The sequence below is a fragment of the Methylocystis sp. NC52PC genome, assembly GCF_055698645.1.
This window is the reverse complement of the sequence record NZ_CP170127.1, coordinates 1421913-1434433: the sequence shown is the minus strand read 5'-3', so window position 1 is coordinate 1434433 and position 12521 is coordinate 1421913. Positions and strand designations below refer to the sequence as shown.

The 12521-nt window shown below is 65.4% G+C and carries 9 protein-coding genes; 4 read left to right on the top strand and 5 right to left on the bottom strand.

The window, feature by feature from the left end; translation table 11 throughout:
- Window positions 1–215 precede the first annotated feature (215 nt).
- Window positions 216–1472 carry a crotonyl-CoA carboxylase/reductase gene (gene ccrA, locus ACETII_RS08785; RefSeq protein WP_472787789.1) on the bottom strand — a complete coding sequence of 419 codons (1257 nt, stop codon included), beginning with the start codon at window positions 1470–1472 and terminating at the stop codon, window positions 216–218.
- Window positions 1473–1737: 265 nt separating this feature from the next.
- Here ccrA and ACETII_RS08780 point away from each other — a divergent pair, with 265 nt between their 5' ends.
- The 4 genes from ACETII_RS08780 (at window position 1738) to uppP (ending at window position 7319) form a co-directional block, all read left to right on the top strand.
- Window positions 1738–2202, top strand: a complete 465-nt coding sequence (locus ACETII_RS08780; protein WP_363350697.1) for a DUF2267 domain-containing protein — start codon at window positions 1738–1740, stop codon at window positions 2200–2202.
- A gap of 140 nt (window positions 2203–2342) precedes the next feature.
- Window positions 2343–4316, top strand: coding sequence for a protein meaA (locus ACETII_RS08775; protein ID WP_472787788.1), 1974 nt, complete (start codon window positions 2343–2345; stop codon window positions 4314–4316).
- A gap of 254 nt (window positions 4317–4570) precedes the next feature.
- A complete protein-coding gene (locus ACETII_RS08770; RefSeq protein ID WP_472787787.1) occupies window positions 4571–6283 on the top strand; it encodes an OFA family MFS transporter in 1713 nt (570 codons plus the stop codon).
- A gap of 163 nt (window positions 6284–6446) precedes the next feature.
- Complete coding sequence (uppP, locus tag ACETII_RS08765) at window positions 6447–7319, top strand: undecaprenyl-diphosphatase UppP (RefSeq protein ID WP_472787786.1); 873 nt, start codon at window positions 6447–6449, stop codon at window positions 7317–7319.
- Between the two features lie 112 nt (window positions 7320–7431).
- Here uppP and ACETII_RS08760 read toward each other — a convergent pair whose 3' ends face one another.
- From ACETII_RS08760 to ACETII_RS08745, 4 genes are all read right to left on the bottom strand, one after another.
- Window positions 7432–8607, bottom strand: coding sequence for a DNA methyltransferase (locus ACETII_RS08760; protein WP_472787785.1), 1176 nt, complete (start codon window positions 8605–8607; stop codon window positions 7432–7434).
- 148 nt (window positions 8608–8755) lie between these two features.
- A complete protein-coding gene (locus tag ACETII_RS08755; RefSeq protein ID WP_363350687.1) occupies window positions 8756–9364 on the bottom strand; it encodes a ribonuclease HII in 609 nt (202 codons plus the stop codon).
- Between the two features lie 116 nt (window positions 9365–9480).
- Entirely contained in the window at window positions 9481–10605 is a 1125-nt protein-coding gene (locus tag ACETII_RS08750) for a PA0069 family radical SAM protein (protein ID WP_472787784.1), read from the bottom strand.
- Between the two features lie 350 nt (window positions 10606–10955).
- Window positions 10956–12389, bottom strand: a complete 1434-nt coding sequence (locus ACETII_RS08745; RefSeq protein WP_472787783.1) for a homospermidine synthase — start codon at window positions 12387–12389, stop codon at window positions 10956–10958.
- Window positions 12390–12521 lie beyond the last annotated feature (132 nt).

The following is a 12521-nucleotide window of genomic DNA, read 5'->3' as shown; positions in this document are numbered from 1 at the left end:
GAAAAAAGCGGCGGGCGGGTCTTGCCCCACGCGCCCGCGGCTTTCCCCGACGCGCCGCCAGCCTCAGCTGCAAGGCGGCCTCGTGCTTCGAGGCGCCCGCTTCGCGGGCTCCTCAGCATGAGGCCTAAGTAGTCATGACAAGAGTAAAAAGCCCCTCACGCTGGGGAGCCGCCGCTGGCGGCGTCTCGAAGCGCAAGGGGCATCGTCGCCGGATCTTACTTCTTTTTGCTATATGCCTCGACCACGTCCTCGACCGTATGCAGGCCGGGCTCGGGCGCATTCACGAGCACGGCCATATTGCCGGGGGCATGCTCGTTCTTCCACATTTTCGTATGCGCCAGCGGGATCTTGTCCCAGGCGAAGACCTCCGACATGCAGGGGTCGAGGCGGCGGTCGATGACGAACTGGTTCGCCGCCGCAGCCTGTTTCAAATGCGCGAAATGCGAGCCCTGTACGCGCTTCTGGCGCATCCAGACATAGCGGGCGTCGAAGGTGAGATTGAAGCCCGTCGTGCCGGCGCAGAAGACCACCATGCCGCCGCGCTTGGCGACGAGGCAGGAAACCGGGAAGGTCTGTTCGCCGGGATGTTCGAAGACGATGTCCACATCCTTCTTGCCGGTGATGTCCCAGATCGCCTTGCCGAACTTGCGCGCTTCCTTGGTCCATTCGTGGAATTCCGGCGAATTGACCTTGGGGAGCTGGCCCCAGCACTTGAAGTCCTTGCGGTTGATGACGCCCTTCGCGCCGAGCGACATGACGTAGTCGCGCTTGGACTCGTCCGAGATCACGCCGATGGCGTTGGCGCCCGAGGCGGCGCAGAGCTGCACGGCGAAAACGCCGAGGCCGCCCGAAGCGCCCCAGACCAGCACATTATGGCCGGGCTTCAACTCATGCGGCTCATGGCCGAAGAGCATGCGATAGGCGGTGGCGAGGGTCAAGGTGTAGCAGGCCGACTCTTCCCAGGTGAGGTGCTTGGGGCGCTCCATGAGCTGGCGGTCCTGCGCCCGGCAGAACTGGGCGAAGGAGCCGTCGGGCGTCTCATAGCCCCAGATGCGCTGCGACGGCGAGAACATCGGGTCGCCGCCGTTGCACTCCTCGTCGTCCCCGTCGTCCTGGTTGCAGTGGATGATGACTTCGTCGCCGACCTTCCAGCGCTTCACCTTGGAGCCGACGGCCCAGACGATGCCCGAGGCGTCGGAGCCCGCGATGTGATACGGCATTTTATGCCCGTCGAGCGGGGAGATGGGTTCGCCGAGCGAGGCCCAGACGCCGTTGTAGTTGACGCCGGCGGCCATTACGAGGACGAGCACGTCATGGCTGTCGAGCTCCCAGGTGGGGAGAACCTCGAGCTGCATCGCCGTCTCCGGCGGCCCATGGCGCTCTTTCCGGATCGCCCAGGCGTACATGTTCTTGGGAACATGCCCGAGCGGCGGGATTTCGCCCAACTCGTAAAGGTCTTTCTTCTCGCTCAAGGTAAAGCTCCCTCCATTCCGGTCGCCGGATGCTGCTTTTAGAATATCGGGCGAGCTTATAATGGTCCGGCGCCGCCTGGCATAGGGTGAAAATAGCGATGCGCCCGGCAGGTTTTGCCTATGCCCGGCGGGAAACCGATCGTCGGGGGAGCGTTCTGCGGACCGACGCGCGATAGATATCGTGCTGCAAACAGGCGCTCGCGTGGGGTGCGAACCCCTCGCGACTCCCGCCGGCGGCGCGGTTCTTTCCTGGAGACGGAAAGCCATGAGCGAAACACAAGTCTCGGCCCTCGACCACACGATCCAGCAGACCAACGCCTGGCTGAAGGCGCTGGCGGAAGAGCATCGTCTCGGCAACCGGCCGCACGCCTATAGCGCGCTGCGCGCCGTGCTCCACGCCTTGCGCGACCGGCTGACGCCCGAGCAGGCGGTTCACCTCGGCGCCCAGCTTCCGCTGCTCGTGCGCGGAATTTATTACGCCGGCTGGCGCCCCGCCGGGACGCCGGACGTCTCGCGGCGGCTCGACGACTTCGAAGCGCGGATCGCCCAGGAATTACCGTACAATTTTCCGGTCGACACCGCGACCGCCGCGCGCGCCGTCTTCGCGGTGATCTGGCGGGAGATCGACTTCAACGAAACCGCCAAGGTCGTCTCCGACCTGCCGACGCCGCTGCGGGAGCTGTGGCCCGAGGAAGCGCGCAGCCTCGCAGCGGCGCGGACGGGAGAGTGACGCCGAAACGCGGCGCTCGCTTGGCCTAGCGTCAGCTTTGCCTCGTCGCTCTGGCGCTAAGTCGCGACGGCGCCTCGCGGCGTCTCGCCCGCTTCCGCCTGCGCCGCGCCCATGCTATCGCAGCGGCGAGGAGGACAAAAATGAACGACACGTCTGCGCCGCGCCGCGATAAGCCCTGGATGTTTCGCACCTACGCCGGTCACTCGACCGCCGAGGCGTCGAACCGGCTTTATCGCTCCAATCTCGCCAAGGGCCAGACGGGTCTCTCGATCGCTTTCGACCTGCCCACGCAAACGGGCTACGACAGCGACCACATCCTCTCGCGCGGCGAAGTCGGCAAGGTCGGCGTGCCGGTCTCGCATCTTGGGGACATGCGCACGCTCTTCGACGGCATTCCGCTCGCCGACATGAACACGTCGATGACCATCAACGCCACCGCCGTGTGGCTGATGGCGCTCTATATCGCCGCCGCCGAGGAGCAGGGCGCGCCCCGCGCCAAGCTGCAGGGCACGACGCAAAACGACATCATCAAGGAATATCTCTCGCGCGGCTCCTATGTCTTCCCGCCGGCGCAGTCGCTGCGCCTGACGCAGGACCTCATTCTCTTCACCACGAAGGAATGCCCCAAGTTCAATCCGATGAACGTCTGCTCCTATCATCTGCAGGAGGCGGGCGCGACGCCGGCGCAGGAACTCGCCTATGCGCTCGCCACCGCCGTCGCCATTCTCGACGGGGTGAAGAAAGCCGGCATGTCGGATGAGGACTTCGCGCAGGTCGTCGGGCGCATTTCCTTCTTCGTCAACGCCGGCATGCGCTTCGTCACCGAACTCTGCAAGATGCGGGCGTTCACCGAATTGTGGGAGGAGATCACCCGCGACCGCTATGGCGTCAAGGACGAGAAGCTGCGCCGCTTCCGCTACGGCGTGCAGGTCAATTCGCTCGGCTTGACCGAGCAGCAGCCGGAAAACAACGTCTATCGCATCCTCATCGAAATGCTGGCGGTGGTGCTCTCCAAGAACGCCCGCGCCCGCGCCGTGCAGCTTCCCGCCTGGAACGAGGCGCTCGGCCTGCCGCGGCCCTTCGATCAGCAATGGTCGCTGCGCATGCAGCAGATCATGGCCTATGAGACCGACCTCCTCGAATATGGCGACATCTTCGACGGCAATCCGGAGATCGCCCGCAAGGTCGCGGCGCTGAAGGACGAAGCCAGGGCGGAACTCAAAAAGATCGACGAGCTCGGCGGCGCCGCGGCGGCGGTCGAGATCGGCTATATGAAGTCGAAGCTCGTCGAAGCGAATACGGCGCGTCTCGAGGCGATCGAAGCGGGCGAGCAGATCGTCGTCGGCGTCAATAAATTCACCTCGACCGAGCCGTCGCCGCTCGCGTCCGGCAGCGACGCCATCATGGTCGTCCCGGAGGGCGTCGAGGCCGACCAGATCGCGCGGCTGAACGCCTGGCGCGAGCGCCGCGACGCCAAGGCCGCGAAAGCCGCCATCGAGGAGCTGGCGCGCGCGGCGAAAGAAGGCCGCAATATGGTCGAGCCCTCGATCGCCGCCGCCAAGGCCGGCGTCACGACGGGCGAATGGGGCGGCGTGCTGCGCGGCGTCTTCGGCGAATATCGCGCGCCGACGGGCGTCTCCTCGACGGCGCGCCAGGTCGGCGGCCAGCTCGACAAGGTGCGCGGCGAGGTCGAGCGCGTCTCGCAGAAGATCGGCAAGCGCGCCAAGTTCCTTGTCGGCAAGCCGGGCCTCGACGGCCATTCCAACGGCGCCGAACAGATCGCCGTGCGCGCCCGCGACGCCGGCTTCGACGTGATCTACGCCGGCATTCGCTCGACGCCCGCGGAACTCGTCGAGACCGCGAAGAAGGAGGGCGTGCATTGCATCGGGCTCTCCATCCTCTCCGGCTCGCATGTGACGCTCGCCCATGAGGTCATGCGGCTGATGAAGGAAGAGGGAGTGTCCGCCCCGCTCGTCGTCGGCGGCATCATTCCGCCAGCGGACGAGAAGCTCCTGCTCGAGTCGGGCGTTGCGGCGGTCTATACGCCGAAGAATTACGACCTCAACGTCATCATGACCGACCTCGCGCAGATCATCGAGCGAAGCGTGAACTAAGGGTTCGCAGACTCTCGAAGCGACGTTATCAGGCGCTTGCCGGCCACGTTCTCGCCTCCCTCCCCCCACGAAGCGGCGGGGAGGGATGAAGGGTGGGGGGGCGGGGCCGCACTCGCGCGCAGCCTTATGGAGATGCGCGCGTCGCCTTCAATTGAACAATCTTTCGCAGCGCGATATGCAGTAAGGCAGCCAGCCGCTGCAATCTTTGCATAAGCGTCAATCGGCGTCTTGCGCGCCGGGAAGGGTTTTGAAGGATGGACGTCGCCGTCGGGCCGCAGCCGAGTTTTTTCTCCCGCGAACGGTCCATCGCTGCGCCCGGATTCAATCGCTGGCTCGTGCCCCCGGCGGCGCTCGCGATCCATCTCTGCATTGGCATGGCCTATGGCTTCTCGGTCTTCTGGCTGCCGCTGTCGCGCGTCGTTGGCGGCGCCGCGCCAAAGGAATGCCCGGCCGACATGGGGCTCTTTTCGACCCTAGTCGCGACAGACTGCGACTGGAAGATCAGCATGCTCGGCTGGACCTTCACGCTGTTTTTCGTGCTACTCGGCTCCTCGGCGGCGATTTTTGGGCATTGGCTCGAGACCGCCGGTCCGCGCAAGGCGGGCCTCGCCGCGGCTTTCTGCTGGTGCGGTGGCCTGCTGATCTCGGCGCTGGGCGTGTATCTGCACCAGATCTGGATGCTGTGGCTCGGCTCCGGGGTGATCGGCGGCGTCGGGCTGGGGCTCGGCTATATCTCGCCCGTCTCGACGCTCATCAAATGGTTTCCCGACCGGCGCGGGCTCGCGACAGGCCTCGCCATCATGGGCTTTGGCGGCGGCGCCATGATCGGCGCGCCGCTCGCCGACAGGCTCATGGGCTATTTCGCGACGCCGGCCTCGCCCGGCGTCTGGCAGACCTTCGTGGCCCTCGCCGGCATCTATTTTCTTTTCATGGTGTCCGGGGCGCTCGGCTATCGCGTGCCGCCGGACGGCTGGTCGCCGCAGGGCTTTGCGCCGCCGGCGCCGGCCGCCAACGCCATGGTCACGCACCGCCATGTGCATCTCGACGTCGCCTGGAAGACCCCGCAGTTCTGGCTGCTGTGGGGCGTGCTCTGCCTCAATGTGTCCGCCGGCATCGGCGTCTTGGGCATGGCGTCGCCCATGCTGCAGGAGGTGTTCGGCGGCAAGCTCATTGGCCTCGACATCGGCTATGACAGCCTTACGGCCGACCAGAAGAAGCAGATCGCCGCCATCGCGGCGGGCTTCACCGGTCTCTTGAGCCTGTGCAACATCGGCGGCCGCATTGGCTGGGCGTCGGCCTCCGACAAATTCGGGCGCAAGGCCACTTACGCCATCTTCTTCGTGTTGGGCCTCGTTCTCTACGCCGCCGTTCCCTTCGCGGCGAAGGGCGGCGTGGTCTTCCTCTTCGTGCTGCTCTTCGCCGTCATCATCACCATGTATGGCGGCGGCTTCTCGACCATTCCCGCCTATCTCGCGGATATTTTCGGCACGCATTACGTCGGCGCCATTCATGGACGCCTGCTCACCGCCTGGTCGACCGCGGGCGTGCTCGGCCCGGTGCTGGTGAACTATATTCGCGAATATCAGCTCTCGATCGGCGTGCCGCGCGAGGCGGCCTATAATCAGACCATGTATGTCCTCGCGGGCCTGCTGCTTTTCGGCCTCGTCTGCAATCTTCTCGTCCGCCCCGTCGCCGAAAAATATTACATGACGGACGAAGAGGTCGCCGCCGCCAAGAAGACGACTGTCGCCGCTGTTCGGGAAGAGGAGAAAGAGCCGCACGCGGATTTCGAGGATTATATCGAGGACGCGCTCGAACCCGCCGACGCGCCGGTCGCCGCCGTGCGCCTGCGCGCCCTGCCCAACGGCTTCTCCCCGGTGCTGCTGCTCGCCTGGGCCGCGGTCGGCGTTCCCCTGGCGTGGGGCGTCTCCATCACCCTTCTGAAGGCGCTGGCGCTCTTCCATTAGGCGCTTGCGGGCGAAGCCAACCGTGCGGGGCGGCGTGCATTTTTTCCCGGCGAGAGCCTCGCCCCGCCATGTTTTCTCTCCATTAACCAAATATCGGCACAGTGAAAATTCCGTAATGCCCCGGCCCGCTTAAAAAAAGCGGCCGCTTCCGGCGGGAGAGAAAATGGCGACGGCTTGCACCAATGGGCTCGACACGGGCTTCGTCGACCTCGGCTATATGAAAGTGGCGGCGCTCGGCGTCGTGCAGGGGATCACCGAACTTCTGCCGATCTCCTCCACCGCGCATATGCGCATCGTCCCCGCGCTGCTCGGCTGGAAGGACCCCGGCTCGGCCTTTTCGGCGGCCATGCAGCTCGCGGCTCTGGCCGCGGTGGTCAGCTATTTCTGGGACGACATTCGATCCCTCGCCGTCGGCTCCCTCGACGCGCTCAAACGGCGCGACTTCAACGACTGGACGTTCCGCTTCGTCATGTGGGTCGGCTTCGCCACGATCCCCATCGGCGTCGCCGGCCTTCTGCTGTCGCACACGCTCAATACCTGCGGCTCGCCGCTGCGCACGCTGCCGGTGATCGGCATTTCGTGCATCGTGATGGCGGCGCTGCTCGCGCTCGCGGAGCTTTATTGCAACCACAAGCGCACGCTCGATCACGTGACGCTGAAGGACGCGATGATCGTCGGCTTCGCCCAGGTCGGCGCGCTCATTCCCGGCGTGTCGCGTTCGGGCTCGACGCTCACGGCGGCGCTGTTTCTCGATTTGAAACGCGAGGAGGCGGCACGCTTCTCCTTCCTCCTCGGCCTGCCCGCCATCGCGCTTGCGGGATTGAAGGAGCTTTGGGAGCTGCACAAGGCGCACCTCGATCTGCACGGCTGGTCGGTGCTCACGCTCGGCCTTATCGTCGCCTCGATCTCCGCCTTCGTCGCGATCTGGGGCCTTCTGCGCATTCTCGAGCGTTTCTCCGCCTGGCCCTTCGTCGCCTATCGCGGAATCATCGGCGTCGTGCTGCTCGTCGGCTTCTACGCCGGCTGGCTCGTTTAAGAGCGCAAACGAAGCGCCTGAGGCGGCCTCGTCCTTCGAGACGCCGCCTTCGGCGGCTCCTCATCAGGATGAGGCCTTAAGTCCTGGCTCAAAAATCACACGGATCGCGCTCTTATTCCGCAGCCGCCCGCAGGCTCTGTCGGATTTGCGTGCGCAGTTCGTCGATGGGCGCCAAGCGGCCCTCCTCCTCATAATGCCAGAAGGTCCAGCCGTTGCAGGCCGGCAGGCCCTGCGCCAGCGCGCCTGTCTTGTGAATCGAGCCGACGAAGCCCGATAGCGACAACGCGCCGTCCGCGCGCACGACCGCGGCGTGGCGCTTCTTCGCGTCGCGCAGCACGGCGCCGGGCGCAATGAGCCCCGCCTCGACGAGGCTCGCGAATGCAATACGCGGTTCGCTGCGTTTCGAGGGCGCGGTCGCGACGGCCTCCTCGGGCAGCGGCTCGACTGCGGCGATGCGCGCGACGGCGGCGTTGGCGTAAGACGCATCGCGTTCGAGACCGATGTAATCGCGGCGCAGCCGCTTGGCGACGGCGCCCGTTGTGCCGGAGCCAAAGAACGGATCGAGCACCAGATCGCCCGCCTTAGAGGCCGAGAGAATCACACGCGCCAGCAGCGTCTCGGGCTTTTGCGTCGGATGCGTCTTGCGGCCCGTTGCGTCCTTCAAGCGCTCGGCGCCGGTGCAGATCGGCAGGAGCCAGTCCGAGCGCATCTGGCAGTCTTCATTGCCGGCCTTCAGCCCCTCGTAATTGAACGTGTAATTTTTTGCGCCGGCGTCGCGCGCGGCCCAGATCATCGTTTCATGGGCGTTGGTGAAGCGGCGGCCGCGGAAATTCGGCATGGGGTTGTTCTTGCGCCAGACGATGTCGTTCAAGATCCAGAACCCGAGATCCTGCATGATCGCGCCGACGCGGAATATATTGTGATAGGAGCCAATGACGAAGATTGTCGCCTGGGGCTTCATCACCTGCCGCGCGGCCGAGAGCCATTCGCGGGTGAAAGTGTCATAGGCGGCGAAATCGGCGAATTTGTCCCAGTCGTCGTCAACCGCGTCGACGAGGCTCTGATCGGGCCGCGTGAGCTTGCTCGCGAGTTGGAGATTATAGGGCGGATCCGCGAAGACGAGGTCGACGCTTTCGGCGTCGAGACCCTTCATCAGCGACACGCAATCGCCTTGCAGGATCATGTTGCGCGCCGGCCGCGCGCGGCGCGGCCCATCCTTTAAATCCCCGGTACGCGTGACCTTTATCCGGGTTGTGAGGCGGGCCGCCCCGACGCGCGCGCTACTCATTTACGCAAACACCACAAACGCTACGAACACGCAGGATGATGCCCAAACGAGGTAAAGGCCGCGTATAGAGAGCCAGCGCCGGACCGTCCCTTTTTCGAACGATTCTGTTAATGAAATAACAAGCTTAGCAATAAGCTAACGGCGACGCTCAGCCCTCGCGCAGCGGCGAGAAACTCATGCGGTGGAGAGGCGTTGGGCCGATCTCGCGCAGCGCGTCGAGATGGCGTGGCGCGGCGTAGCCGACATTCGTCTCGAAACCGTAAGGGGGGAAATGCGCGCCGAGCCGCCGCATCATGGCGTCGCGCGCGACCTTCGCGACAATGGAGGCGGCGGCGATGGAGAGCGCCGCCGCGTCGCCTTTGACGATGGCGCGACAGGGGCAGGAGAGGCGCGGCGGATCGGACCCGTCGACGAGGACATAGGCCGGCGCGCGGGAGAGCCCGGCGATGGCCCGGGTCATGGCGGCGAGCGAGGCTTGCCGGATGTTCATGGCGTCGATTTCCGCCGGCGTGACGAAGGAGACGCTGACCGCAAGGGCCTTCTTCATAATGCGCTCGAAGGCGTCTTCGCGCTCTTTCTGGGTGAGCGCCTTGGAATCGTCGAGGCCGCGCGGCAGGCGCTTCGGGTCGAGAATGACGGCGGCGGCCGCGACAGGCCCGGCGAGCGGCCCGCGGCCCACTTCGTCGACGCCGGCGACCGGCCACACCCCCTGTCGGAACAGACGGCCCTCGATGCGGAAATCCGGACCCGCGCTCATCGCTCCGCCGCTCCAGAGCGGCGCGACCGGAGGGCGGGGTCTTTCGCATTGGCGCGCATTTGCTTAGCAAAGCGCCTGCGCCGTCGAAGCGCAACAGAAAGCTTGCCCTTTTCCCCTTAAAAAAGCGCGAGTTGCTGGGGCCCTTTGCGCGGCGGTTCGAAGAGATCGGCGCGCAGCCGCGTCGTCGTCGAGGAGAAGCCGAGCCGCTTGGCGGCGAGCTCGAAGCGCCGGCCGATCATCCAGGCATAGGGCCCCTCTCCCGTCATGCGCTTGCCGAAGGTCGCATCATAAGTCTTGCCGCCGCGCGTCGAGCGCACCAGCGAGAGCGCCCGGCGCGCCTTGTCCGGGAAATTGGCGACGAGCCATTCGCTGAACAAATCGCGAAGTTCGAGCGGCAGGCGCAGCATGACATAGCCCGCCTCGCGCGCGCCCGCGGCGTAAGCCCTCGACAGGATGGCCTCGATTTCATCGTCGTTGATCGCCGGAATAATCGGCGCCGTCATCACCGCGACCGGCACGCCCGCCGCCGCGAGTTTCGCCATCGCGTCGAGCCGTCGTTCGGGCGTCGCGGCGCGGGGCTCCATCACCCGCGCCAGGCTGGGATCGAGCGTCGTGACCGAAAGAGCGACCTTGACGAGGCCCTCTTGCGCCATGGGGGCCAGCAGATCGAGGTCGCGCAGCACCAGCGCGGATTTTGTGACGATGGCCACCGGATGTTTCGCCCGCGCCAGCACTTCGAGAACGCTGCGCATCACCCGATGGCGCCGCTCGGCGGGCTGATAGGGGTCGGTGTTGGCGCCGATGGCGATGACCTTCGGCGTGTAATTTTGAGCGGACAATTCCCGTTCGAGGAGCTGGGCCGCGCCTTCCTTGACGAAAATCTCCGTCTCGAAATCGAGACCGGGCGAGAAGCCCATATAGGCGTGGGTCGGTCGCGCGAAGCAATAGACGCAGCCATGCTCGCAGCCGCGATAGGGGTTGATCGAGCGATCGAAGGAGATGTCCGGCGAATCATTCTTGGTGATGATCGTCCGGGGCTTCTCGACGTGGAAATTGGTCTTGAGCGCCTGGAGGCCCTCCATCGAGCCCCAGCCGTCGTCGACCTCCTCGCGGACTTCCGTCTCATAACGCCCGCTGCGCTTGGAGAGCGCGCCGCGCCCGCGCCGGCGCTCCGATCCGACGTGCGCGCCGACGCCAGCGGAGCCCTCCGCGTCGGGCGAAATTTCCGCGAGCCGAGCCATGACGAACTCCCGCCGTCGACCGGGAGGCCGGTCCCCCGGCCTCCCATAATCGCGCTCTGGGGAGGCCGGTCGCCCGGCCTCCCATAATCGCGCTTCGGGGACTTACGCGCCGCCCCGGCTCGACCTGCCAGTGCGGAACATAGCGCGAATAAGGAACAGATATAGAACAAATCGGGCCGTGGCAAGGGGTCGGAACAAGCGGCTGCGTGCGCCGTGAAGCTCAAAAAAAATAACCCCTCCGGCTTGGCGGAGGCCTCCTTTGGGAGGCCCTCGAAGCAGGAGGGGTCGTGCGTCGGCCTGTTTACATTTCCGCGCCCGCGCGCCCGCGCGGCGCGCCCGCCGTGGAGCCTTCAGCGCACCAGAATATTCTTGAACTGCCAGGGGTCGGTTTCGTCGATGTCCTCAGGGAAGAGGCCGGGGCGTCCCTCGAGCGGCGTCCAGTCCGTGTAATAGCCCTTCACAGGGCCGAGATAGGGGAGCTGGACCTCGAGGCAGCGCTTGTAGTCGACCTCGTCGGCCTCGACGATGCCGGCCTCCGGATTTTCGAGCGCCCAGACCATGCCGGCGAGCGCCGCCGAGGAGACTTGAAGGCCGGTGGCGTTCTGATAGGGCGCGAGGTCGCGCGTCTCCTCGATCGAGAGCTGCGAGCCGTACCAATAGGCGTTCTTGGCGTGGCCATAGAGCAGCACGCCGAGTTCGTCGATCCCGTCGACGATCTCGTGCTCGTCGAGGATCTTCCATTCGGGCTGCATCCTGCCGGCGGCGCCGAAGATTTCGTGGAGCGACAGCACCGCGTCATTGGCCGGGTGATAGGCGTAATGGCAGGTCGGCCGGTAGACCGCCTTGCCGCTGTCGTCACGCACGGTGAAGTAATCCGCAATCGAGATCGATTCATTATGCGTGACGAGGAAGCCATATTGCGCCCCGGGCGTCGGGCACCAGCTGCGCACGCGCGTATTGGCGCCGGGCGAGAGCAGGTAAATCGCCGCCCCGCAGCCCGTCGGGTGGGTGCGGCCGATCTCCGGCAACGCCTTCTCATGCGTTCCCCAGCCGAGCTCGGCGGGTTGCATGCCCTCCGAGACGAAGCCCTCCACCGACCAGGTGTTGACGAAGACATTGAGCGGCTTGGGGTCGCGGGCGCGCTGCGTGTCCCGCTCGGCGATATGAACGCCCTTGACGCCGAGCTTCTGGGCGAGCGCGCCCCATTCCGCGCGGGTCGTCGGCTCCTTGTCGAAAACGCCCGTATCTTTCGCGATATTCACGAGCGCCTGTTTCACGAACCAGGACACCATGCCCGGATTGGCGCCGACGCAGGAGACGGCCGTCGTCCCGCCGGGGTTCTTGCGGCGCTCGTCGAGAATGGTCTCGCGCAGCGCGTAATTGGTGCGCGCCTCATTGCCCATGGACGTGTCGAAATAAAAGCCCGGCCAGGGCTCGACCACCGTGTCGACGTAAAGCGCCTTCAGCTCGCGCGCGAGTTTCATGATGGCGAGCGAGGAGACGTCGACCGACAGATTGACGATAAAGCCCTGTCCGCCGCCCTTGGCGAGGAGCGGCGTCAGCACCTCGCGGTAATTTTCGGGCGTGAGCTTCTCCTTGAGAAAAGCAATGCCGCGCTCGTCGAGCAGGCGGCGGTGCGTATCGACGGGGTCGATGACCGTGAAGCGCTGCTTGTCGAAGTCGAAATGGCGTTCGATCAGGGGCAGGATGCCGCGCCCGATGGAGCCGAAGCCGATCAAGACGATCGGGCCGGTGATTTTGCCATAGACGGGCCAGACGGACATAGGTGCGGTCTCCTGCGCTTCTTAACGAATGTTGCGCCGCGATAAAGCAAGAGCGGGCGTCTTAATCAAGTGCGGGCGTTCTCGCGCTCTTGACCCCCGCCGGCCGGCCGCCAGAATCAACGGGCCAAGGGA

Coding starts and splice junctions, on each gene's coding strand:
- uppP (WP_472787786.1), top strand. CDS start 6,447: ATGGCGACGGCTTGCACCAATGGGCTCGACACGGGCTTCGTCGACCTC.
- ACETII_RS08770 (WP_472787787.1), top strand. CDS start 4,571: ATGGACGTCGCCGTCGGGCCGCAGCCGAGTTTTTTCTCCCGCGAACGG.
- ACETII_RS08745 (WP_472787783.1), bottom strand. CDS start 12,389: ATGTCCGTCTGGCCCGTCTATGGCAAAATCACCGGCCCGATCGTCTTG.
- ACETII_RS08760 (WP_472787785.1), bottom strand. CDS start 8,607: ATGAGTAGCGCGCGCGTCGGGGCGGCCCGCCTCACAACCCGGATAAAG.
- ACETII_RS08775 (WP_472787788.1), top strand. CDS start 2,343: ATGAACGACACGTCTGCGCCGCGCCGCGATAAGCCCTGGATGTTTCGC.
- ACETII_RS08755 (WP_363350687.1), bottom strand. CDS start 9,364: ATGAGCGCGGGTCCGGATTTCCGCATCGAGGGCCGTCTGTTCCGACAG.
- ACETII_RS08750 (WP_472787784.1), bottom strand. CDS start 10,605: ATGGCTCGGCTCGCGGAAATTTCGCCCGACGCGGAGGGCTCCGCTGGC.
- ACETII_RS08780 (WP_363350697.1), top strand. CDS start 1,738: ATGAGCGAAACACAAGTCTCGGCCCTCGACCACACGATCCAGCAGACC.